The sequence below is a fragment of the Marinitoga sp. 1137 genome (assembly GCF_001941525.1).
GTDB classification, from domain to species: domain Bacteria; phylum Thermotogota; class Thermotogae; order Petrotogales; family Petrotogaceae; genus Marinitoga; species Marinitoga piezophila.
Genome location: NZ_CP009471.1, coordinates 639,458 through 661,543, shown reverse-complemented (window position 1 = coordinate 661,543; position 22,086 = coordinate 639,458). Strand labels below are relative to the sequence as shown.

Annotated in this window: 21 protein-coding genes and 1 riboswitch; of the genes, 13 read left to right on the top strand and 8 right to left on the bottom strand. The window is 27.4% G+C overall.

Going from position 1 to position 22,086, the window contains the following annotated elements:
• Positions 1–24 precede the first annotated feature (24 nt).
• The 4 genes from LN42_RS03330 to LN42_RS03315 are packed head-to-tail and all read right to left on the bottom strand — an operon-like array spanning position 25 to position 4,546.
• Positions 25–831, bottom strand: coding sequence for an ABC transporter permease (locus LN42_RS03330; RefSeq protein ID WP_075780360.1), 807 nt, complete (start codon positions 829–831; stop codon positions 25–27).
• The gene (locus tag LN42_RS03325) at positions 824–1,615 is read right to left on the bottom strand and encodes an ABC-2 family transporter protein (protein WP_075780359.1); all 792 of its coding nucleotides are present in this window, start codon (positions 1,613–1,615) and stop codon (positions 824–826) included. The genes LN42_RS03330 and LN42_RS03325 overlap by 8 nt, the downstream gene beginning before the upstream one ends.
• On the bottom strand, positions 1,602–2,561 hold the full coding sequence (locus LN42_RS03320; RefSeq protein ID WP_075780358.1) for an ATP-binding cassette domain-containing protein: 960 nt from the start codon (positions 2,559–2,561) through the stop codon (positions 1,602–1,604). Before LN42_RS03320 ends, LN42_RS03325 begins: the two co-directional genes overlap by 14 nt.
• A gap of 35 nt (positions 2,562–2,596) precedes the next feature.
• Positions 2,597–4,546, bottom strand: coding sequence for an ABC transporter ATP-binding protein (locus tag LN42_RS03315; protein WP_075780357.1), 1,950 nt, complete (start codon positions 4,544–4,546; stop codon positions 2,597–2,599).
• Between the two features lie 616 nt (positions 4,547–5,162).
• On the opposite strand from LN42_RS03315, the gene LN42_RS11105 reads away from it, so the two are divergent.
• Positions 5,163–5,363: a hypothetical protein gene (locus LN42_RS11105; RefSeq protein WP_232223916.1), complete on the top strand. Its 201-nt coding sequence runs from the start codon at positions 5,163–5,165 to the stop codon at positions 5,361–5,363.
• 48 nt (positions 5,364–5,411) lie between these two features.
• Here the strand turns inward: LN42_RS11105 and LN42_RS03305 are convergent, their stop codons facing one another.
• A complete protein-coding gene (locus LN42_RS03305) occupies positions 5,412–6,149 on the bottom strand; it encodes a PfkB family carbohydrate kinase (protein ID WP_075780356.1) in 738 nt (245 codons plus the stop codon).
• Between the two features lie 2 nt (positions 6,150–6,151).
• Positions 6,152–7,267: a DUF362 domain-containing protein gene (locus LN42_RS03300; protein WP_075780355.1), complete on the bottom strand. Its 1,116-nt coding sequence runs from the start codon at positions 7,265–7,267 to the stop codon at positions 6,152–6,154.
• Positions 7,268–7,418: 151 nt separating this feature from the next.
• Here LN42_RS03300 and LN42_RS03295 point away from each other — a divergent pair, with 151 nt between their 5' ends.
• From LN42_RS03295 to LN42_RS03250, 10 genes are all read left to right on the top strand, one after another.
• Positions 7,419–8,891 (top strand): GGDEF domain-containing protein, encoded by a 1,473-nt coding sequence (locus LN42_RS03295; RefSeq protein ID WP_075780354.1) that lies wholly within the window; start codon positions 7,419–7,421, stop codon positions 8,889–8,891.
• A gap of 178 nt (positions 8,892–9,069) precedes the next feature.
• Positions 9,070–9,246: riboswitch (Lysine riboswitch) on the top strand.
• A 109-nt stretch (positions 9,247–9,355) separates the two neighbouring features.
• The gene (locus LN42_RS03290) at positions 9,356–10,324 is read left to right on the top strand and encodes an aspartate-semialdehyde dehydrogenase (protein ID WP_075780353.1); all 969 of its coding nucleotides are present in this window, start codon (positions 9,356–9,358) and stop codon (positions 10,322–10,324) included.
• Positions 10,325–11,563 carry a diaminopimelate decarboxylase gene (locus LN42_RS03285; RefSeq protein WP_014296097.1) on the top strand — a complete coding sequence of 413 codons (1,239 nt, stop codon included), beginning with the start codon at positions 10,325–10,327 and terminating at the stop codon, positions 11,561–11,563. It begins immediately after the preceding gene.
• Positions 11,556–12,428: a 4-hydroxy-tetrahydrodipicolinate synthase gene (dapA, locus tag LN42_RS03280; RefSeq protein WP_075780352.1), complete on the top strand. Its 873-nt coding sequence runs from the start codon at positions 11,556–11,558 to the stop codon at positions 12,426–12,428. Before LN42_RS03285 ends, dapA begins: the two co-directional genes overlap by 8 nt.
• Positions 12,425–13,078 carry a 4-hydroxy-tetrahydrodipicolinate reductase gene (locus tag LN42_RS03275; RefSeq protein ID WP_014296095.1) on the top strand — a complete coding sequence of 218 codons (654 nt, stop codon included), beginning with the start codon at positions 12,425–12,427 and terminating at the stop codon, positions 13,076–13,078. Before dapA ends, LN42_RS03275 begins: the two co-directional genes overlap by 4 nt.
• Positions 13,079–13,095: 17 nt before the next feature.
• The gene (gene dapD, locus LN42_RS03270; RefSeq protein ID WP_075780351.1) at positions 13,096–13,788 is read left to right on the top strand and encodes a 2,3,4,5-tetrahydropyridine-2,6-dicarboxylate N-acetyltransferase; all 693 of its coding nucleotides are present in this window, start codon (positions 13,096–13,098) and stop codon (positions 13,786–13,788) included.
• Between the two features lie 8 nt (positions 13,789–13,796).
• Complete coding sequence (locus tag LN42_RS03265) at positions 13,797–14,987, top strand: aspartate kinase (RefSeq protein ID WP_014296093.1); 1,191 nt, start codon at positions 13,797–13,799, stop codon at positions 14,985–14,987.
• Positions 14,984–16,123: an aspartate aminotransferase family protein gene (locus tag LN42_RS03260; RefSeq protein ID WP_014296092.1), complete on the top strand. Its 1,140-nt coding sequence runs from the start codon at positions 14,984–14,986 to the stop codon at positions 16,121–16,123. Before LN42_RS03265 ends, LN42_RS03260 begins: the two co-directional genes overlap by 4 nt.
• Positions 16,117–17,226 carry an amidohydrolase gene (locus LN42_RS03255; RefSeq protein ID WP_075780350.1) on the top strand — a complete coding sequence of 370 codons (1,110 nt, stop codon included), beginning with the start codon at positions 16,117–16,119 and terminating at the stop codon, positions 17,224–17,226. Before LN42_RS03260 ends, LN42_RS03255 begins: the two co-directional genes overlap by 7 nt.
• Positions 17,227–17,356: 130 nt before the next feature.
• The gene (locus LN42_RS03250; RefSeq protein WP_014296090.1) at positions 17,357–18,511 is read left to right on the top strand and encodes a hypothetical protein; all 1,155 of its coding nucleotides are present in this window, start codon (positions 17,357–17,359) and stop codon (positions 18,509–18,511) included.
• 44 nt (positions 18,512–18,555) lie between these two features.
• Here the strand turns inward: LN42_RS03250 and LN42_RS03245 are convergent, their stop codons facing one another.
• Entirely contained in the window at positions 18,556–20,271 is a 1,716-nt protein-coding gene (locus LN42_RS03245) for a phospho-sugar mutase (RefSeq protein WP_075780349.1), read from the bottom strand.
• 245 nt (positions 20,272–20,516) lie between these two features.
• Here LN42_RS03245 and LN42_RS03240 point away from each other — a divergent pair, with 245 nt between their 5' ends.
• Complete coding sequence (locus LN42_RS03240) at positions 20,517–21,059, top strand: DUF996 domain-containing protein (RefSeq protein ID WP_075780348.1); 543 nt, start codon at positions 20,517–20,519, stop codon at positions 21,057–21,059.
• Between the two features lie 26 nt (positions 21,060–21,085).
• Here LN42_RS03240 and LN42_RS03235 read toward each other — a convergent pair whose 3' ends face one another.
• Positions 21,086–21,526, bottom strand: coding sequence for an OsmC family protein (locus LN42_RS03235; RefSeq protein WP_075780347.1), 441 nt, complete (start codon positions 21,524–21,526; stop codon positions 21,086–21,088).
• 165 nt (positions 21,527–21,691) lie between these two features.
• On the opposite strand from LN42_RS03235, the gene LN42_RS03230 reads away from it, so the two are divergent.
• Positions 21,692–22,078, top strand: coding sequence for a helix-turn-helix transcriptional regulator (locus LN42_RS03230; RefSeq protein ID WP_075780346.1), 387 nt, complete (start codon positions 21,692–21,694; stop codon positions 22,076–22,078).
• Positions 22,079–22,086 lie beyond the last annotated feature (8 nt).

Sequence of the window (22,086 nt, the reverse complement as noted above, 5' to 3'; positions counted from 1 at the left end):
AATGTATAGAACTATGCTGAGACACTAGTTTGAACCTACTGACCTGTATTTTTCAGTAAAGATTTGAAATAATATTATTCCTGTTAAAAATAAAATTATAGCCAGTAGTGTTGAAATACATAAATAATTTATTTTCACATTTTTATTCAGTATGAAAGAAATTGGTAAATAGGATATATAAGCATATGGAATAAAATAGGTTAGCAATATCTGAATGAACTTATCAAAAAAGCTTAATGGATACTTTGCAAATCCTGTTATAAGCGTTAAAAATGATGCTGGTGATTGCCTTGTTTTCATCACAAAACTAAATGAAGTTAGAATTATTGTCAATCCAAAAAGTATTAAAAATCCTGTTATTATATTCCAAAACATTAAAAATAAAGATAATATATTTAATTTTACATGTATCATTATCCCAAATATTATTGTAAGCGCTATATTGAAAATTAATGGAATTAATCTATAGAGAGATATATTTTCAAATATTAAAAGGCTTAATGTATTAAATGGATATGCAAGTAATTTATCAAATTTTCCGCGATGAATATACATATATGGCAATGTGAATAATCCACCGCTGAATATATAATATATATCCAGTATTATACTGGTATAAGAAAACAAAAACAATAATTCATACTGACTCCAGCCATTAATGATTATATCGTTTTTATATACAGTAAATATCAAAATTAAATTCATTAATTGAAATACAAGCGTTTGCAGGGAAGATATATATACCATATTTTTAGCTCTTTTTAACTTCCTAAATTTTATTTTTATATATTCCATAAATATTGTTGTATAATATCTTATTTCGCTATCCATTTATATACAACCTCTCTCCTATATGATTATGTATCCACTTTACAATAATATATAAGATTACTATCCAGAATATTTGAATTCCTATAATCCTGAAAAATATATTTTTATTAAAAGATATAAAAAGTATTATTGGTTCATATGCCATATATCTAAATGGTAAAATACTGGCTATTTTTTGCAACCATAAAGGAAAGAAATTTAACGGTATTAAAAAACCGGAGAATATTGAATATATCATTGTATATATATGCTTTACCATAGTTCCATATGTATTTGAAAAGCTTATAATGCCTATTATATAATATATAAAAAAATTCATTGTATATATTATTATTATCTCTATATACAATAATAAAAGCAGTTTTATCGATAATGAAAAATGAAAGATAAATGCCATTATTAAAATTGTAGGAATTCCCATTAAAATTGTATTTCCTATAACGTTTGAAAATGCTCGCGAGAAATAGTGTAAAATATAATTCATTGGTTTTGAATGAATTAATACCATTTTTCCATTATAATAATCATTTTTAATTGAGGCATGTACTTCTGTAAAGGTCAATTGTGAAATCAGAAAATTTATAATAAAGTATTGTAAAAGATTTTCTTTTGTAAAACCATTTATTATTTGTTTTTTGGCATAAAAAAGATTGGAAAATAAAGCGTACTGAATAAAGACCATTGTTACATTCATTATTAACATCATTATATATTCCTGTGTATATAAAAAATATCGCTTTAATTCTATTTTGAAATTTTCAAAATAATAATTAAAATTGGCCATATTTTTCACTTTCCTTTTTTGTGATTGAAATTATTATATCTTCAAGTTTTTTATTTGTCATTTCATTTATTCTCACCACATTATAATTCTTAAAGCAATAATTTATAAATTCAATATGGACATTATGATTATTTGATACAAAAGATATTTTATTATCGCTTGTTTTAAACTCAAGGAATTTATCTTTAAAATCTAAAAAGTTATTTATATCAATCTTCTTATCAAATTCAATCATAAATGATTCCGGTATTTTATAATTTTGTTTTAATTTTTCAACCTCACCTGAATATATTTTCTTTCCTTTATCTATTAAAATTAATTTTGTATTTACCTTTTCCACCCAGCTTATATCATGCGTGGTTATAAAGAATGTGGTTTTATTTTTCTCATTATGTTCCTTTATAAATTCGAATATTATCTCTTTTGATAATATATCAACCCCTATTGTTGGCTCATCAAGATATACAATTTCAGGTTCATGAATTAAAGCACATATCATATCAGATTTTACTCTCTCACCAAGAGATAAAAACTTTGCAGGTTTATTCAGTACATGTGTGATATTTAACTTTTCGGCCATATATTTTATCCGTTCATCTGATACTTTTTCAGGGACTTTATATAATTTCCCCACCAATTTAAGCGATTCTATAACTGGAATGTCCCATATTAAATGGGACTTGTTACCTATACTTATTCCGATTCTTTTCAAATATTCTTTTTTATATTTTTTCTTTAATTCATTATTGTTTATTAATATTTTTCCATCATCTGGTTTTAATATTCCAAGCAATAATTTTATTGTTGTTGATTTCCCAGCTCCATTTGGCTCGAGATAAAAACAGATATCTCCCTTTTCTATTTCAAATGAAATTCCTTTAAGTGCTGTTACCGCCTTATCTTTTTTTAACTTATATTCTTTTACAACATTTTCAAATTTTATCATTTTCTTCACTCCTGTTTACTAATATTATATATTAATTATACATTTTTCATTTTCACAAAGTTTTTATGTATTTTGCTATAAAGCTTTTGATTTTGAATTAATTCATCGTGTGTTCCTTTTTCAATTATTTTTCCTTTATCTATAACTATTATCTCATCTGCTAATTCTTTTATAATATTTATCTTATGAGATATTATTATTCCATTTTTGTTTTTTATATATTCTTTTAATATTTTGAGATTTTTTTCTTCAGATATCGCATCAAGACTTGTAAATGGTTCATCTATTATAAATGGCCCATTATGTTCTGGCAACAAAAATCTTGCCATACATACTCTATTTTTTTCACCACCGGATATTTTTTTACCTCTTTGCCCTAATTTTCTATTTCCCAATTTCTCAAGTTCCAATTCTTTTATTATATTTTCATATTTTTCCAGTATGTAGTAATCACGCGAGAATAATATTTCAGCCACAAATGAGACATTAATTTTGTTATCTTTTATTTTTTCAATTATTTCATATAGAAGATTTTCTTTCTCTACATAACAATCATTAATATTAAAGATTTCATATATCATATTTATATATTCATAATCAAGATTTTTTAAATTTAAAGGCTCTTTCATTGTCTTTATTTTTTTTATAAGTTTAAATAATTGTGCTTCATAATTTTTTAATTTTTCCATATATTCATTTTTAGATAGTCCAATTTTTCCAAGGGTTACATTAAAATTTAAATCTTCATCGAATATTTCCATTTCCTGTGAATAATATCTTATACTGGAATAAACAAAAGGTTTATGTATATTTCTTACATCTTTATTTCCAAATTCCACATATCCTCTAAGCGGTGAAATTTCTCCAAAAATCATTTTTAATATTGTGCTCTTTCCCTCTCCTGATAATCCAACAAGCCCTATTTTTTTATTTATCTCTAAATTAAGATTTTCTATTATTTCTGTATTAGAATATGAAAATGAACAATTGCTTATTTTTATTTTATTGTTCTCAGGTAAATCCAATTTAGGTTTCTTTAAAAGATTGTCTTCTATACGTTTGTAAAACATTTCGAATTTATTTATATTGGAATATATTTCCTGAATTGAATCTATGGGTTTAAACACTATAGGGAAATATGATAATATTGCTATAAATGCTGATAATTCAAGATTTCCTTTCTGTATTTGAAACATTGAAAGTATAAAAAATATTGTCAATACTATATTTTTTATTGCTACTATTGATGAATTACCAAATATTGATGCATATGATGCTTTTTTAAAATAATTATCTCTTTCTTCAAATAATTTATATATCCTATTTTCAAGCTTTAATATATTTCCATATCCGCTTATACTCCTTTTGTTTTCAATAAATTCCAGTACTTTTGGATTTGTTTCAAATACCAATTCTCTTGCTTTATTGAAATTACTTATATGAATTTTGTTTGTTATCTTTATTATTGAAAAAATCAATATATAAGAACCTACAATTAATAATGGAAAAGTTAATGTCCATTTTGCCGAAATTATCAATGCAAATAAACTTACTATAATACCTATAATCATAGAAAAATAATTCTTTTTTAATAGCATAGATATCTGTTCTGAATTACCAAAAAGACCTGTCATATATGCGCCAGGTCCTCTTTGGTCAATAATTTTATTATTTTGTCTTGTTATGGAAGTCAATAATTCATATTGTACGCGTCCCTTCAAATTTCTAAATAGTTTTTCTAATAATAATGATTCAATTATATATATCAACGAAATGGTTAATCCTGATATAAGAAAAATAAATATTAATCCATTTTCTAAATTACTCTTAACAATAGCGTCTATTATATTTTTTTGGAACAATGGCAAAATAATGGCAAGAATATTTGCAATTAGTGAGACTATTATTATTAAAAATACGTTCCTTTTTATTTTATTTCCTAATCTTGAATATATGAAATTTATAATATTTTTTATCTTTTTCATATTCAACTCCTTTCAAGAGAATATAAAAAACAAAAACGTGTATTTGTCAGTTAATATTTAAATTTTTGTAATTTTTTTATTTCTCTTCCATTTTTTAGAGGTCAGGCCGATTTATATATTTAAAGAAATATAAAGCATTTATTTAATGAAATTTATTTAGATAATTTAAATTTCACCTCTTATTTTGAATTTTACCATTTCTAACATGACTTGCAAGTGTTTTTTCAAAAATAAAAATCCGCTTTTTATCAGTATTTCAGAAGTTGATTTTTATTACATTTTAATTAACTCATGTAACATCGAAAAATCCGGGATTTTATTTCGTTTTTTAAAATACTTTTATATTCATTATTTTGTCTTTTTCTTAATTTTTTATTATGTTACAAGAGAATGTTAATTTTAAAGTTTCTTACTTTCAAAAAAGATTAGTAAAAATAGTTTTAACTTTTTGTAAGTTGGAGATTAAAAGAGTATTTGAAGAAAACTGAAAGGAAATTATTGAATTCTGAAGATGTTGAAGATACAGAATATAATATTTCAGCATTTTATTTAGCAAGAAAAAATTGAGAAATTTAAGGAATTTGTTTTTAATTATTTTAAGCTCAGCGATGAGGAAATGAAAGTTTTTGATGTGTTTTTAAGAAATTGTGTTCGATACGATATTAAATGGCCCATTACTCCTTATCCAAAAGGTAAGGTTAGGGATTTTGCCCTTAAATATGGTTTAGGTTATAAGCGTGTTGCTCTTGGTTATTACTCTTTTGAAGATGATGAAAGAGTTTTGATTGATGAGATCATTGATAGATTTTTAAAATAACCCTTCCAGAAATCTGGAAGGGTTATCAGATTGAAGAATCCTGCACTTCTATGTGCAGGATTCAATTTTTTGGTATGGAGTAGGTATATCAAGTACTTTTTCAACAGCGGTTATAGCATTATATACAGAGTTTTCAATATCGAAATTTTTAATATAATTATCGATAAAAAAAGCATCAAAAATATCTCCAAGTCCGGTGGTGTATTTTGCCTTTTTACCATTTGAAGGATATAATTTATTATTATAATAAACGCCGCGTATTCCTGCTTTTATAATATCAATTTTTTTATTAAATAATTTAGCTTCATTTTCATTTCCTAAAATAAAGACATTTTCAGAAAAGGAAATATCATTAATTAAAAAAGGTCTTGGTCCTATATCTATAAATATATAATCATAGTTTAAAGCTAATATTTTTTCAATATTTTTTATAGATATTTCACTTGTTATTACAGCAACTTCGCCATGTTTTTCAAAATCAGAAAATTCAATATCATTTATTTTTCTTTTTACTGCCAGTGGAATATCGTTTTTGGAAATGAAAACAGCTGTTTCCTGATTTTTAATTTCCTTTATATTCTTAAAAGGTGTTTTTTCTTTTAAAAAGTTTCCCTTAAAGTCATTTCCTATAACTCCATTGAAATAAACCTCATTTCCTAATTTATATAAAGTATAGGCAATATTAAAACCGGAACCTCCAGGAAATTCTAAAATCTCACTTTTATGTGGTTCTTCTCCGTAAATATAAATGTCATAAAATATAGCGCCATATACATCTATTTTCATAATTATACCTCAATTAATTCATAATTTCTTGATCCAAGTCCTATTTTCTCTCCGTGAATTAAACCAGCTTCCCAATCGGTATTTGGGTGAACAAATTTAAATTTATCCTCGCCTACAAATTCTTGTTGATGTTCGTGTGAATAAATTTTACTTCCAGGAAGTACCGGAGCACTTTTTACAAGATCAACACTGGCCATGTCAAGAGCAATTGGATCAAAAGATGCAGCAATTCCAATATCAGGAACAAGTGGATAATCATTATGTGACCAGCAATCACAATCTGGAGAGACGTTCATAATAAAATTAATATAAAATGCAGGTTTATCCTTTACAATAGCATAAGTATATTCAGCAATTTTTTTATTCATAATTTCTGAAGCCTCATCCCATACTACCTGAGCTGCATTATATTGGCAAACAGCCACACATTGACCGCATCCCACGCATTTGTCATAATCAATTACAGCAACTTTATTTTCGTTTAAATGAATAGCGTCATAAGCACAGCTATTTACACAAATACCGCAACCCACACAATTTTTGGTTTTTATAACAGGTTTTGAAGTAGAATGTAATTCGAGTTTTCCACCACGTGATGCACAACCCATTCCAAGATTTTTTAATGTTCCACCAAAACCAGCCTGTTCATGTCCTTTGAAATGGGCCATGGAAATTATTACATCACTTTCTGCAATTTCAGTTCCAATCTTTGCGGTTTTACAATATTCAAGATTTATTGGAATCTCTTTATAATTTGTCCCTTTTAAACCATCTGCAATTACAACATGACAACCAAGAGTATGTGGGTTAAAACCATTTTCATAGGCACTTTCTAAGTGGTCTAAAGCATTTGAACGTCTTCCAGTATATAGCGTGTTTGCATCAGTTAAAAAAGGCTTTCCGCCCAATGACTTTATAATTTTTACCAATCTTGCAGCGTAATTAGGTCGTATATAAGCAAGGTTTCCAGGTTCTCCAAAATGAATTTTTATTGCTACAAACTTATTTTTAAAATCTATATTTTCAATTCCAGCTTTTTTCACCAATCTTTCGAGTTTATCAAGCAAATTCATTCCAGGTCTTGTTCTTAAATTAGTAAAATAAACCTTTGATGACATATTAACACCTCCAGTATTTAAATCCATTCAATATCAATTATAACATAAAATATGTGTTGAATATTATGGATAATATACCTTGATTTTTTGTGAAATTATATTTATGATATAATATTAAATATAAAATATATTCAAATATTTGAGGTGAGTTATGAAAAAGAGTATTTTAAATACTATGGCTATAATCCTTGTTTTTTTAGGTATTTTAGCAATTTCAGGTAACTTTTTTTTACAAATCCAAAAGGAACAAAAAAGCCTGGTTATTTTAAAAAAATCAATAGAAGTTATTAAAAATACATCTAATGCGATATTTCATCTTCAAAAGGAAAGAGGATATATGAATATGCATATATGTGGAGATGAAAATATTATTGAAAAAATAAAACATGAGCAAAAAGAAGTTGATTTTTATCTCAATAATATAGAAAAAGCTTTTGTGGACGATAGTTGTTGTACAAATATTGAAAAAATCAAATACTCTATTGAAAATATTAGAAAGGAGAATTTTCAGAAAAAGAGTAATATAGATATATTTGTTGAATATACCAATATCATAAATGAATTATTGAGATTTTATTATTATCCATTAAAAGAAGATTCTTTTCCTGAGACAGCAAAAACTCTTTTATCTATATATCTAATAGAGGAAAATAAGGAATTTATCGGTGAATTTAGAGGAATTTTTTCTGCTCTGATTGTTGATAAAAGGCCACCATCAGAAAGAGAATTATATATCGTTAATAAGAGCTATTATGGATTAACAGAAATAATTAATTTTATGGAATTTCCATTTAGAGAAGAAACATTAAAAAAATTAAAAAATATTAAAAATATGGATCAATATAAAGATCTTGAAAATTATTACAAATCTCTTTTTAATTTAACTTATTATCATTTAAATGCTGGAGAGGTATTTGACAATTTATCAGAGCTTATTTCTTATACACAGGAAATAATTAATATTGAAATTAAAGAACTTGAAAGTAATGTGGCAAGTATATTAAAAGAAAAACAGAAGATGATAGTTCTTGATGCGGGATTTATATTATTTAATATAATTCTATTGACATTTATAGTATATAATTATATGGCTTTAAATAAAGTAAAAGAAAATCTTGACTACACGGCAACACATGATTCGCTTACAAAATTACCAAATAGAAAATTCTTTTTTGATAATGCAGAAAAAATGCTGGAATTGGGAAAAAGAAATAATTTAAAGTATGCAGTTTTATTTATGGACCTTGATAATTTCAAATCAGTAAATGATAATTTTGGACATGATAAAGGTGATGAATTACTAATTGATTTTGCCAATATTTTAAAAGCACATATGAGAAAATCAGATTTAATAGCAAGATTTGGTGGAGATGAATTTGTTGTTTTAATGCAATATAAAGAAATAGAAGATATAACTCTTGTTATAAAAAGGATTCAGGAGAGTACAAAAAGGGAATATAAAATAAAAAATAAAAGCTTTATTGTAACTACGAGTATAGGAGTTTCATTATTTCCTGAACATAGTCAGAAAATTGAAGAATTGCTTAAATTAGCGGATATGGCTATGTATAAAGCTAAAAAACAAAAAAATACCTACGTAATATATGAAATGGAGGAGAAATAATGACATTTTTTGAAAGATGGAAAATGAGATGTCCCATAATTAGATTTATTGAAAAAATAAGGATGAGAAAAGTTAAAATAAAAGTAAAGGATATAAACTTAAAAAAATAAATTTAATATTTAATTAAAATTTTTGTAAATCTTTTTTGTTAAACTACAGCAAAAGTTAATATGTATAACGAACAAACGGAGGCGCAACCAAGAAGAGTAATCTATCTATCGCCCGGGTAGGCTTGGGATAGATGAAAGGCGAGGTTGCCGAAGGGTACAGGACTTACCCATCCTGTATGCCTGGTTATATGGGGAATACCCATGTAACTGTCGCATTTGAGAAAATGCGGAGAGCCGTTTGGAATAAAGGTTGTTATATGCTGAAATAGTATATAACATAGATTATTTCAAATATAGGGTCTTCCGTATTTTCGGAAGACCTTTTTTTATATAAATTTTTAAGGAGGAGAGAGAATGAAGGTTGGAATTGTAGGCGCTACAGGTGAGGTAGGTAGAACAATGATAAAAGTTCTGGAAGAATCGAATTTAAAAGTAGATGGATTAAGGCTATTTGCTTCAAAAAAATCAGCAGGTAAAAAATTAAAATTTAAAGATAAAGAATATACAATTGAGGAAATATCAGAAAATGTTATGAGAGAAAAATATGATTATTTATTGTTTTCGGCAGGTGGAAATGTTTCAAGGAGATATGCACCAATTGCTGCTGAAGCTGGAAATGTAATTATTGATAATTCATCAGCTTTCAGAATGCAGGAAAATATACCATTGGTTGTGCCAGAAATAAATGGTGAAATAATAAAAAATTACAAAGGAATAATTGCAAATCCAAATTGCTCTACTATTCAAATGGTCCTTGCATTATCTGAAATTCAGAAACAAATAGGAATAGAAGAAATATTTGTAAGTACTTATCAGGCAGTTTCTGGAGCAGGTAATAAAGGAATTCAAGAATTGTTAAATCAACAAAATGGAATTAATAATACAGCCCATTTTCCGGATATAATTATAAATAATGTAATTCCGCAAATTGGTCCTATATTGGAAAATGGTTTTACTGAAGAAGAGATGAAAATGGTTAATGAAACAAGGAAAATTTTTAATGATGATTCGATAAGTGTTTATCCTACTGCAGTTAGAGTTCCTGTATTATATGGGCATTCAGAAAGCGTAGTTTTCAGGATAAAGAAAGATATTCCTTTAGAAACAATTAAAAATCTTATTTCCGCAACAGAAAATGTTGTATATACAGAAAAGTTGTTAACTCCTTTAATGGTTGCTGGAAGTAATATAACCTATGTTTCACGTTTAAGAAAAATGGGAAAAAATACCTTTTTAATTTGGATAGTTGCCGATAATGTAAGGGTTGGAGCTGCAACAAATGCGGTAAGAATATTATTAAAACACCTGGAAATGAGGGATTAAATGAAAAAAATACCTATACCTGAAGAAAAAATTTATGAATTATCTAAAAAATATCCAACACCATTTTATATATATGATGAAAAAGGAATCATAGATTCATTAAAAAGTCTTCAAAATGCATTTAATTGGTGTAATTACAAGGAATACTTTGCGGTAAAAGCAACGCCTACTCCATATATATTAAGAAAATTAAAAGAAAACAATTGCGGTATGGATTGTAGCTCTATGACAGAATTAATACTTTCAGAAAGGGTAGGAGCAGTGGGTGAAAATATTCTATTTACTTCAAATAATACTCCTATGGAAGAGTATAAAAAGGCATTGGAATTAAAAGCGATAATTAATTTTGACGATATTAATCACATTCAAAAGCTTAAAAGATTATATTCTCTTCCTGAAATTGGTTCTATACGGTATACACCTGAAAAAGCATATGGAACGGGAATTATAGGGAATCCTAAAGAAGCAAAGTTTGGGGTGCCATATAACAGGTTAATTGAAGGATATGAATTATTAAAACAAGAAGGAATTAAAAAATTTGGATTACATGCCATGATAATTTCAAATACTCTGGACATAAATATAATTGCCAGAAATACAGAATTGATTTTTGAAGCAGCTTTAAAAATATCCAAAAAATTAAATATAAATTTTTCTTTTATAGATATTGGTGGCGGATTTGGTATTCCTTACCATCCGCAGGAGAAAGAAATTAATCTTGAAGAATTGAGTATAAGGATTAAGGACTTATACTTTGAGTATTTTATAAAAAACAATATGAAACCACGTATTTTTACAGAAAATGGAAGATATATAACAGGTCCTCATGGTTACTTGATAACAAAGGTTTTGTATATAAAGGAAAGTTATAAAATATATGCCGGGGTAGATGCAAATATGTCCAGTTTGATGAGGCCTGCAATATATGGAGCGTATCATCATATAAGTGTGTTAGGAAAAAGCAAAACAAAAAAAGTTAGAAAATATGATGTTGTTGGATCATTATGTGAAAATAACGATAAATTTGCTATAAATAGAGAATTGCCAGAATTAGAGGAAGAAGATATTTTGATTATTCATGACGTTGGAGCACATGGCCATTCAATGGGATTTAATTATAATGGAAAATTACGTCCTGCGGAATTTATTTATGATGGTAAAGAATTTAAAATGATTAGAAGAGCAGAAACAATAGATGATTATTTTTCAACAATACAGGGAGGCGATATTTATGTTTAAAGGTGTAGGAACTGCAATTATTACTCCATTTGATAAAGATAAAAAAGTTGATTTTAAAGCATTAGAAAAATTTGTTGAATTTCAGGCAAAATATGTAGATGCAATTATAGTTCTTGGAACTACCGGTGAAGCACCAACAATTTCAGAGTATGAAAGAGAAAAAATTGTTAATAAAGTTGTTGAAGTAGTAGATAAAAAAATACCTGTAATTGTGGGGACTGGTTCAAATAATCCAGAACACGTAATTACGAATAATATGCTTGCTAAAAAGTCTGGTGCAGATGGGTTATTAATAGTTAATCCGTATTATAATAAATCCACACAAAATGGACTTGTTGAATATTACACATATATAGCCGAAAGAACAGATTTACCAATAATCTTGTATAATGTTCCTTCAAGGACAGGATCAAATATTTTACCAGAAACAGCAGTGAAAATATTTGAAAAAAATGAAAATGTAATTGGAATAAAAGAAGCAAGTGGAAATATATCTCAAATTGCAGAATTAATTTCAGTAAAACCGGAAGATATGAAAGTTTATTCCGGGAATGATGATCAGGCTTTACCTCTGATGGCTTTGGGAGGAGATGGGGTTATATCAGTATTTTCAAATGTTTTACCGGAAGTTATGAAAAAACTTACTCATGCGATAATAAAAAATGATTACAAAACTGCACAGGAAATAAATAAAAAATATAATGTTTTAATGAGAAAGCTATTTATTGAAGTGAATCCTATACCGATAAAATATGCCGTTTCAAAACTTGGATATTGTAAAAATATTTTAAGATTACCGCTTGTTGAATTAAGTGAAAATTCAAAAAAGATAATTGATAATTTGTTTAAGGAGTTGGGAATATGAAGTATGGATTAATTGGAAGAAATGGAAGAATGGGAAATGAAATATATAATTTATTTTCTGAAAAGGGACATCAGCTTGTTTTTTCATATGATAAATCAGGTGAGTTTTTTGAAGAAAAACCAGAAATATTAATAGACTTCTCTTTGCCAGAAGCTTTTAATAAAGTTATAGAATATGTTGATAAATTTAAGGTTCCTTTAGTAATAGGAACAACAGGATTAGATGAAAATCAAATTAAACAATTACATGAAATTTCGCAAAATATCCCTGTTGTTCAAAGCTATAACTTTTCAATTGGAATTCAGGTTTTATTAAGGCTAACAAAATTAGCAGATTCATTATTAAAAGATGTAGATATAGAAATTTTAGAAACGCATCATAGATTTAAAAAAGACAAACCTTCTGGTACTGCTAAAATGCTAAAGGATGTGTTAAATAAAGATGTAAATATTTCTTCGATAAGAGTTGGAAATGTTCCAGGAGATCATACAGTTTATTTTGGTACGCTTGGTGAGGTAATTACTATTTCACATAGAGCATTGTCGAGAAGGACATTTGCAGAAGGGGTTTTGAAATCTGCGGAATTTGCAATAAAAAGCATAGCAGGATTTTATACATTCAATGATGTGTTCAATCTAACAATAAATTAATAAATGAGGTGATATCTATGAATTCATATGAGATTATAGAGTATATTGCAAAATCAAAAAAAACAACTCCTGTTAAAGTATATTTAAAAGGAGATCTTAAAGATTTACCTTTTGATGATTATTTTGGCGATGAAAAAAGAGGGGTTTTATTTTGCGAATTAGAAGAGTTTGAAAGTTTTTTATCTGAAAATCGAGAAAAAATAGAAAATTATAAAATAGAATTAGATAGAAGAAATTCTGCTATACCTTTATTGAATTTGAAAAAAATTAATGCTCGAATAGAACCAGGTTCAATAATAAGAGATCTTGTGGAAATTGGAGATAATGCTGTAATTATGATGGGTGCTGTAATAAATATTGGGGCTAAAATTGGAAGCAAAACTATGATTGATATGAATGCGGTAATTGGTGGAAGAGCAATTATAGGGAACAATTGTCATATTGGTGCAGGTGCAGTTATAGCCGGTGTAATAGAGCCGCCAAGTGCAGATCCAGTAATTATAGCAGATAATGTATTAATTGGAGCAAATGCAGTTATTTTAGAAGGAATAAAAATAGGGGAAAATTCCGTTGTTGCAGCAGGTGCAATTGTAACCTCTGATATTGAGCCTAATTCGGTTGTAGCAGGAGTTCCAGCAAAAATAATAAAAAAAGTAGATGAAAAAACCAAGAGCAAAACACAAATTCTTGATGCTTTAAGAGAATTATAGGTGATAATATGAATATAGTTGTTCAAAAATATGGAGGTTCATCTGTTGCAACACCAGAAAAAATAAAATTTGTGGCGAAAAAAATTTCTAATAGAGTTCAAGAAGGCTTCAAAGTAATTGTAATAGTTTCTGCAATGGGAAAAACCACAGATAAGCTGATAGAGCTGGCAAAAAAAGTTTCCAATTCTCCACATCCAAGGGAATTGGATATGCTTTTAACAACTGGAGAACAAATGTCTGTTGCGTTATTGTCCATTGCATTAAATGATTTAAATATTTCATCAAAATCGTTAAATGCTTTTCAGGCAGGTATTTTTACAACAGGTGATTATAACAATGCAAGAATTCAAAAATTCAAAACAGATAAAATACTTTCTCTTTTTAAAATATATGATGTTCTTGTTATTACAGGATTTCAGGGAATTAATGAAGATGGCGACTATACCACACTTGGTAGAGGAGGTTCTGATACATCTGCAGTAGCTATAGCTGCTGCTTTAAATATTAATTGTGAAATATACAGCGATTTTGCAGGTATTTATACATTTGATCCTAAAATATATCCAGAAGCAAAAAAATTAAAATATATTACATATGATGAAATGTTGGAAATGGCAAGTTTAGGAGCTAAGGTGTTACATAGTCGAGCAGTGGAAGTAGCAAAAAAATTTAATGTAAAAATATACTGTGCCTCGACTTTTTTAAATGAGGAGGGAACATACGTGATAGCAGATAATATAGAAAATCCAGTTGTTACAGGAATGAGCATATTGGAAAATCAAACTCAGGTAACAATAACAAATCTACCACTTGATCATGAAAAGGTGTATAATATATTTGATAAGATTGCCCATAAAGGTTTTAATGTGGATATGATATCTATAATAAATATAAATAATAAATTGAATCTTTCGTTTACAATAATAGAAGAAGAAATGGAACATTTTGATAGATATTTAAAAGAAGCTCTGGAAGATGTAGATGGTTCTGAAATAAATTATGAACACGGATATGTTAAGGTTTCTGTTGTAGGAATTGGTATGAAAACAGAAAAAGGAGTTGCTTCAAGATTTTTTAGAGCTTTGAGAAATATACCTATAAAAATGGTTACAACATCTGAAATAAAAATTTCATGTTTAATTGAAAAGCAATATCTTTCAGAAGCTATAAATTCTATAACAAAGGAGTTTGAATTATGATTCTTGAAATGTATGATTATTTTGATATTGAAGTTGAAAAAGCAGAAGGAATATATATATACGACAAAAAAGAAAATAAGTATATTGATACATTTTCTGGAATAGGAGTAATGGCATTTGGACATTCATACAAACCATTATTACTAAAATTTCAGGAAAAAATGAAAAAATATATGCATATTTCAAATTTTTTTCTTGATGAAGATGCATTATATGTTGCAGAAAAACTCATATCTTTTACTGGTAAAAAAGGGAAAGTCTTTTTTACTAATTCTGGAACTGAAGCAGTGGAAGCAGCTCTAAAAGCAATAAAAAAGATTTCTCATAATAAAAAGAATAAAATAATTTATTTTAAAAACGGATTTCATGGAAGAACATTGGGAGCATTATCTATAAATGGTTTTGAAAACTTAAAAGCTCCATTTAGACCGTTGCTTTCAAAATGTCAGGAATTTTTATTTAATGATGTCAACGGATTTAATGATTATATGGAACATCATGGGGAAGAGGTTATTGCAATTTTTGTAGAACCAATTCAGGGTTCAGGAGGAATTATCCCCATAACTGATGATTTTTCAAAAGCAATTAATTTTTGGAAAGAAAAATATAATTATTTAATAATATCTGATGAAATACAGGCTGGAATAGGAAGAACAGGAAAATTTTATTCATATGAACATTTTAATTTGAAACCTGATATAATTACATTGGGGAAAGCCCTTGGTGGAGGATTACCATTAGGAGCTACATTATTTCTTGAAGAAACAGCTGAAATTTTAACAAAGGGTGATCATGGTTCAACATTCGCACCTAATCCAGTTTCAATAGCTGGTGCAAAATATATTGTTGATAATATTCCTCATATGTTAAATGATATTGAAGAAAAAGGTAATTATTTCTTTGAAAAATTAGAAAATTTAAATTCATTTAAAATTATGGATATTAGAGGAAAAGGTTTAATGATAGGAATCGAATTAGATGATTCATATCATGAATTAAAAAAGATTGCATTAAGTAAAGGATTATTATTAAATATGATTCAGAACAATTTTGTTATACGATTGCTGCCAGCATTAAATATCAAATATGATGAAATAGATAAAATAATTAATATTATGGAGGGTTTGATATGCTAAATGCTGTTGAATTAAGACATATTTTACATCAAAATCCAGAATTGGGATTTCAGGAAATAAAAACTACTGCAATGCTCAAAAAGTACATATCTAATTTAGCAGAAGCGTATGAAGTCGATATAAAAATTCATACACCATTAAAAACAGGATTGATTATAGAACATAGCCCTCTGGAAAATGAAAATGAATATATTTTATTTAGAGCGGATATTGATGCATTACCTATAAAAGAAGAAACAAATGCTATATTTAAATCATATAATGGAAATATGCATGCATGTGGTCATGATGTTCATATGGCAATTTTATATGGATTGATAGATTATGTTTTGAAAGAAAAAATTCAAAAAAATATTTTATTTTTATTTCAACCTGCAGAAGAAGGTGGAGGAGGAGCTTTAAAAATTATAGAAAGTGGTATATTGGATAAATTTAATATAAAAAGAGCTTATGCGCTTCATGTTACTGATGAATATGAAAAAGGAATTATTGCCACAACAGAAAGTATATTATTTGCATCGGCTGTTGAAATAGATATTGAATTTTTTGGTAAAAAGTCACATATAGCATTTCCACAAGATGGAATCAATGCATTTAATGCGTTAAGAACATTTCTTGATAATGTAGACAGATTGAATTTAAACCCTGTTGAGCCAATATTATTTGGAATTGGAAAGATAAAATCAGGAGATGTTAGAAACGTTATTCCTTCATATGCAAAAATAGAAGGAAGTATAAGATCATTAAGTTTGGAATATACAGATAAATATATAAAAAAATTAGAAGAAATTCTTAAATCAATTAAACAAAGCATGGGAATAAATTATAAAATAACTATTGGTTCAAGGTATAAGGAAGTAATTAATAATAAAAAATTGTATAAGGATTTTATAGAAAAAGTTTCAGATGATTTTAAAGTTATAGATTGTGGATATAAAATGACAGGAGAGGATTTTGGGTTTATTGCTGAAAAGTATCCGTCATTAATGTTCTGGCTTGGTACCAGAACTAATAAAAGAGTAGGTTTACATTCACCCCTTTTCTTACCCGATGATAATATTATTGAAATTGGAATAAAGGCATTTCAAAAAATATTAGTTTGATTTTTATAAACAAATTAGTTTCAATTTTGTAATTTTTGTGATATAATAAAAATGAGGAGCGATTATAATTAAAGTTTTTATAATAATAGGCGATATATATATTTGAAATTTTTGAAAGGGGTGGTTTAAAATGAAAAGAAACATTATTTTTATCCTTACCATATTTATGGTTATTACAGCATTTTCTGCCATTAACGCATTATCGCCATGGAACCGGGAAGTGAATCCGGCTTTAATAGCATGGTCAGCAAGAAATAATATTGAATTAGGAGGAACTTTAAACTTAGGAATAGTACAGGATGCAAATTTATCCTTTGAAGAAGCAATGGACTTGAATCTTGTTGGAAATATATCTGGTTTATATGATTTAGAAGAAGCTAATATTCTTGGAAGAAAACAAATTCTTGATTTATATTCAAAACTAAAGTTAGGTGCATTAGTAGTGGCTCCTGAATTAAATATAACAAATAAGGATTTTATCGATTATAACAAATTTCTTGAAAATTCATTATGGGTAACAGGAGGAGTTTATTTTGGATTAAAAGGAAAGGATTTTTCATTTGGAGCAACTGTAAAAAGTCATGTTCCTGTGTTTGATGTGAGATGTGATAGTGAAAGCGAAAAATTTATTGTAGTATCAGCATTTAAAGGAAGAATCCATGAACTTCCATATGACTATTCCCTTTTATTTGATGATATGAAGATATTTGAAGATATTGAAGATTTATCAGATAAACTTATGAATAATGGAATAATCACAATGGACATAGGATTTGTAGCAGGTAAAAATTACCCTGCAATAGGTTTTGGATTAAAGGATATTACAATTTCTCAGGGTAGTGATATATATAAATATGATACAAATTTTGTATATGGAGAAATGGACACTGAATATGTTGAATTTACAAACTTTGAAATAGGTAGCTTAACAAATGAAGAGCCATTTAAAAGTATGCCTCCATGGAAAATGACCTTCTTCCTGACATTACCTATAATATTTGATTTTGTTCCATTTATTGAATATGCACCAGATACAGAGGATACAGTATGGGGCGTTTCTGCGGGAAAAGCTTTATTCTGGGGATTATTACCAGTATGGGCAGAAATAAGAAATTACTCATATGATGGAGGAAATATAAATTTCTGGAGATTTGATGGAGGACTTGGAGTTAATGTTTTCTTTGGTGAATTAAATATATCAGTACAGTCAGAAGCACCAGATACAGACAAATTATTTGATGGTGTAAATACTGGATTAAATATTAATTTTGCTGTAGGATTTTAATGTATAAAATAAAAGCTCCCATATGGGAGCTTTTATTTATTATATTATTCAACAGAGTTAATAATTTCCATTATTTTTTCTTTCATAAGAGCTAATTTTTCTTTTGATTTTTCTTCATTTTTATCCTTTGAGTAAATATAAATTTTTAATTTTGGTTCTGTTCCTGACGGTCTTACAGCATACCATGAACCGTCATCAAAGAAAAATCTTAAAACATTGGATTTTGGTACATCTGTTTCTTTTTCTTCACCTGAAACAAGATCTTTATCCTTTCTTTCAAGATAATCTATATATCTTACAAGTTTCATATCTCCAATTTCTTTTGGGAATTCTTTTCTGTATGTTTCCATAATTCTCTTCATCTTTTCCATTCCTTCAAGACCTTCTATAATCAATGAGAAGTTGTTTTCAAAGTAATATCCAATTTCGTTGTATAAATCGTATAATACATCTACAAGTGTTTTCCCCTGTGTTTTATAATATGCAGCAGCTTCTGAAACAAACATTGATGAAATTACTCCATCTTTATCCCTTACAAATGTACCTGTTACATAACCAATACTTTCTTCATAGCCAAATTCAAAATCATATTTACCTTCTAATTCATTTTCAAGACCACAGATATTCTTAAATCCTGTTAAAGTTTCAAAGGTTACAATTCCATACTTTGCAGCAAGTTCCTTACCGAGATCTCCTGTAACAATAGATTTTATAATCATACCTTTATCTGATAAAGTGCCTTTTTCTTTTCTTCCTTCAATAATATATTTTATTAAAATAGCACCTGTTTGATTTCCGTTTAGAGGAACATATTCTCCATTGTGTTTAACTACTACAGCTGTTCTATCACAATCTGGATCAGTTGCAATAATTAAATCAGCATCTTTTTCTTTAGCCAATCTTTTTGCATATTCAAAAGCCTTTAAATCTTCCGGGTTTGGATAACCAACAGTTGTGAAGTCAGGATCTGGATTTTCCTGTTCAGGAACAACAAAAACATTTTTAAATCCTCTTTCTGCAAGTACTCTTCTTACAGGTTTATTTCCTGTCCCATTTAAAGGTGTATAAACAATCTTTATATCTTTATCAATTTCTTCTCTTATTGCAAGACCTTTTACTTTTTCAATATATTCGTCTTCAATTTCTTTTCCTACATATTCCAATAATCCTTTATTTAAAGCTTCTTCCTCAGTAATCTTTTTAATCATAGAGAAATCTGTTAATTTCTTTATATTTTCCATTACAGGAATAGCAACATCATCAAGAATTTGTGATCCCTGTTCCCAATATACTTTATAACCATTATAATTTTTAGGATTATGACTTGCTGTAATAACAATACCAGCAGCAGTTTTTAATCTTCTAACAGAATATGACAATAATGGAGTTGGTGCAATATGATCAAATAAATAAACCTTTATGCCATTTCCAGCTAAAACTAAAGCTGCTGTTTTTGCAAATTCAGGTGACATATGTCTAACATCATAGGCAATTACCACACCACGTTTCATATATTCTTCGCCTTTTGATATGATAAAGTCTGCCAATCCCTGAGTAGCCTTACCAACTGTGTATATATTCATTCTATTTGTTCCTGCACCAAGCACACCTCTTAACCCTGCAGTTCCAAATTCGAGTTCTTTGTAAAATCTTTCCATGATTTCCTTTTCATTATCCTTTATGGATAATAATTCTTTTTTTGTATCTTCGTCTACATATGGGCTATTTAACCATTCTTCATATACTTTCATGTAATCCATTTTCATCACTCCTTTTTTATGATTTTAATGGTATTATTTGTATTGATAACGTTTTCTGTTTATAATAATATTATACCATAACTTTTTAGAATTTATAATAAGAAACATTATAACGATATTTTATAAATTCTTGAAAAAAATGAAATATTATGATATAATATGCATGATTTATATATATATTCTTTTTTTAAAATAAAAATTTACACTAAGTTGTGAATAAATTCTCATTAAAAGGAGGGGATTTTATGAATAACGAATTAAAAACAGCGAAAATTTTAGCGGGAGTTGGGGCAATACTGAGTTTTGCAGGTCATTTTGGGATAATAGGAGCAATTCTCGAGTTGGTAGGAGTTTATAAGATAAGTCAGGTTGTAAGAGATAAACGTATTTTTAATTATTTGTTATGGCCAACTATATTTATTTATGCCATTTATGCATTTGGTTTTTTAGGAATTTTAAAAGATTTTCACGATACTGTCACAGGAATTAATTATTATAATGTGGAAACAAATTTCTTTTTTTCATCTTCCTTCAGGGTTTTATTATTATTTATTGCATTAATGATAATTCCTGTAATTTATAAAATTAAAGCATATAATCTTTTAGGTGATTATTTTGGGAATGATTATTTTTATAAAGCAGCAACTTTTACAAAATGGGGGCTTATATTATTTGTAATTCTTATAGGATTTGTTCTTTACTTTATTGCCTCTATATTTGTGATAATAGGTTATTTCTCTCTACCTGATGAATATTATCAACCAGAAAAAAATACAGAATTTAATTGAAGCCAGAGGAATTTCCTCTGGCTTTTTTAGAATGTTGAAATATTAAATTCAATTGGTGTAGGATTGCTTAAATTATCAGATACCGGACATCTTGATTCAACAATTTTTAGCCATTCATTTAAAGTATTTTTATCAGCTGTTGTTTCTAATTCAAAGGATACATTAATTTTTACATATCCTGTTCTATCTTTTGAAGGTTTTCCGAGAAATTTAGCAGGATTAAGATCACCATCAATGTTTATTTTCATTTTTTTAATTTCAAATCCCATTTCTTTTGCTACTAAATGACCTACAACGTTTAAACAACCAGCTAAAGATGCCAATAAAAATTCAACAGGATTTGCACCATCATCATTACCTCCAAGATTTTCTGGTTCGTCTATTATCATTTCGAAATTTCTAGCTTTTACTATAGTTTTGGTTGGTGTTTCGCTTTCAGATGTAATTTTAAAATTCATATATGCCATAATTTCACCTCCAAATTAAATATGATATTTTTTATCCAATTTAATTATACAATTTCTTTTTTACGAAAATATGTGAATTTAATAACATTAATATGTTGGATTTATTGACTTTTAAAGAAATTCATTATATAATATTTATAAACTATATTAAGAAGGTGGGAAAGTATGAAAAAAGCTGCAAAATCTAATAAAGATAGTATTGAAATATGTCAAACTATTGAGATTCATGAAGATATAGTAAAAAATGTTCGAGAAAATACTCCAGATGAAAAAACGTTAAATGAATTAACAGAATTATTTAAAGTAATTGGTGATAAAACGAGAATGAAAATTTTATATACTTTAATGCAGGTTGAAGAAATGTGTGTATGTGATTTGTCTTATGTTCTTGGAAAAACAATTTCCGCCGTTTCACATCAGTTGAGGGTTTTAAGACAGGCTAATCTTGTAAAATATAGAAAAGTTGGAAAAGTAGTGTATTATTCCCTTGATGATGAACATGTAAAAGAATTAATAGAAGTTGGATATATTCATATAAATGAAAGAAAATAACACTCGCA

Bases quoted from the DNA above. Each gene is read 5' to 3' on its own strand.
- LN42_RS03295 (WP_075780354.1), top strand. From the start codon at position 7,419: ATGAAAAAGAGTATTTTAAATACTATGGCTATAATCCTTGTTTTTTTA.
- LN42_RS03255 (WP_075780350.1), top strand. From the start codon at position 16,117: ATGCTAAATGCTGTTGAATTAAGACATATTTTACATCAAAATCCAGAA.
- LN42_RS03250 (WP_014296090.1), top strand. From the start codon at position 17,357: ATGAAAAGAAACATTATTTTTATCCTTACCATATTTATGGTTATTACA.
- LN42_RS03320 (WP_075780358.1), bottom strand. From the start codon at position 2,561: ATGATAAAATTTGAAAATGTTGTAAAAGAATATAAGTTAAAAAAAGAT.
- LN42_RS03245 (WP_075780349.1), bottom strand. From the start codon at position 20,271: ATGGATTACATGAAAGTATATGAAGAATGGTTAAATAGCCCATATGTA.
- LN42_RS03300 (WP_075780355.1), bottom strand. From the start codon at position 7,267: ATGTCATCAAAGGTTTATTTTACTAATTTAAGAACAAGACCTGGAATG.
- LN42_RS03285 (WP_014296097.1), top strand. From the start codon at position 10,325: ATGAAAAAAATACCTATACCTGAAGAAAAAATTTATGAATTATCTAAA.
- dapD (WP_075780351.1), top strand. From the start codon at position 13,096: ATGAATTCATATGAGATTATAGAGTATATTGCAAAATCAAAAAAAACA.
- dapA (WP_075780352.1), top strand. From the start codon at position 11,556: ATGTTTAAAGGTGTAGGAACTGCAATTATTACTCCATTTGATAAAGAT.
- LN42_RS03305 (WP_075780356.1), bottom strand. From the start codon at position 6,149: ATGAAAATAGATGTATATGGCGCTATATTTTATGACATTTATATTTAC.
- LN42_RS11105 (WP_232223916.1), top strand. From the start codon at position 5,163: ATGAAAGTTTTTGATGTGTTTTTAAGAAATTGTGTTCGATACGATATT.
- LN42_RS03330 (WP_075780360.1), bottom strand. From the start codon at position 831: ATGGATAGCGAAATAAGATATTATACAACAATATTTATGGAATATATA.
- LN42_RS03325 (WP_075780359.1), bottom strand. From the start codon at position 1,615: ATGGCCAATTTTAATTATTATTTTGAAAATTTCAAAATAGAATTAAAG.
- LN42_RS03260 (WP_014296092.1), top strand. From the start codon at position 14,984: ATGATTCTTGAAATGTATGATTATTTTGATATTGAAGTTGAAAAAGCA.
- LN42_RS03240 (WP_075780348.1), top strand. From the start codon at position 20,517: ATGAATAACGAATTAAAAACAGCGAAAATTTTAGCGGGAGTTGGGGCA.
- LN42_RS03235 (WP_075780347.1), bottom strand. From the start codon at position 21,526: ATGGCATATATGAATTTTAAAATTACATCTGAAAGCGAAACACCAACC.
- LN42_RS03290 (WP_075780353.1), top strand. From the start codon at position 9,356: ATGAAGGTTGGAATTGTAGGCGCTACAGGTGAGGTAGGTAGAACAATG.
- LN42_RS03315 (WP_075780357.1), bottom strand. From the start codon at position 4,546: ATGAAAAAGATAAAAAATATTATAAATTTCATATATTCAAGATTAGGA.
- LN42_RS03275 (WP_014296095.1), top strand. From the start codon at position 12,425: ATGAAGTATGGATTAATTGGAAGAAATGGAAGAATGGGAAATGAAATA.
- LN42_RS03265 (WP_014296093.1), top strand. From the start codon at position 13,797: ATGAATATAGTTGTTCAAAAATATGGAGGTTCATCTGTTGCAACACCA.
- LN42_RS03230 (WP_075780346.1), top strand. From the start codon at position 21,692: ATGAAAAAAGCTGCAAAATCTAATAAAGATAGTATTGAAATATGTCAA.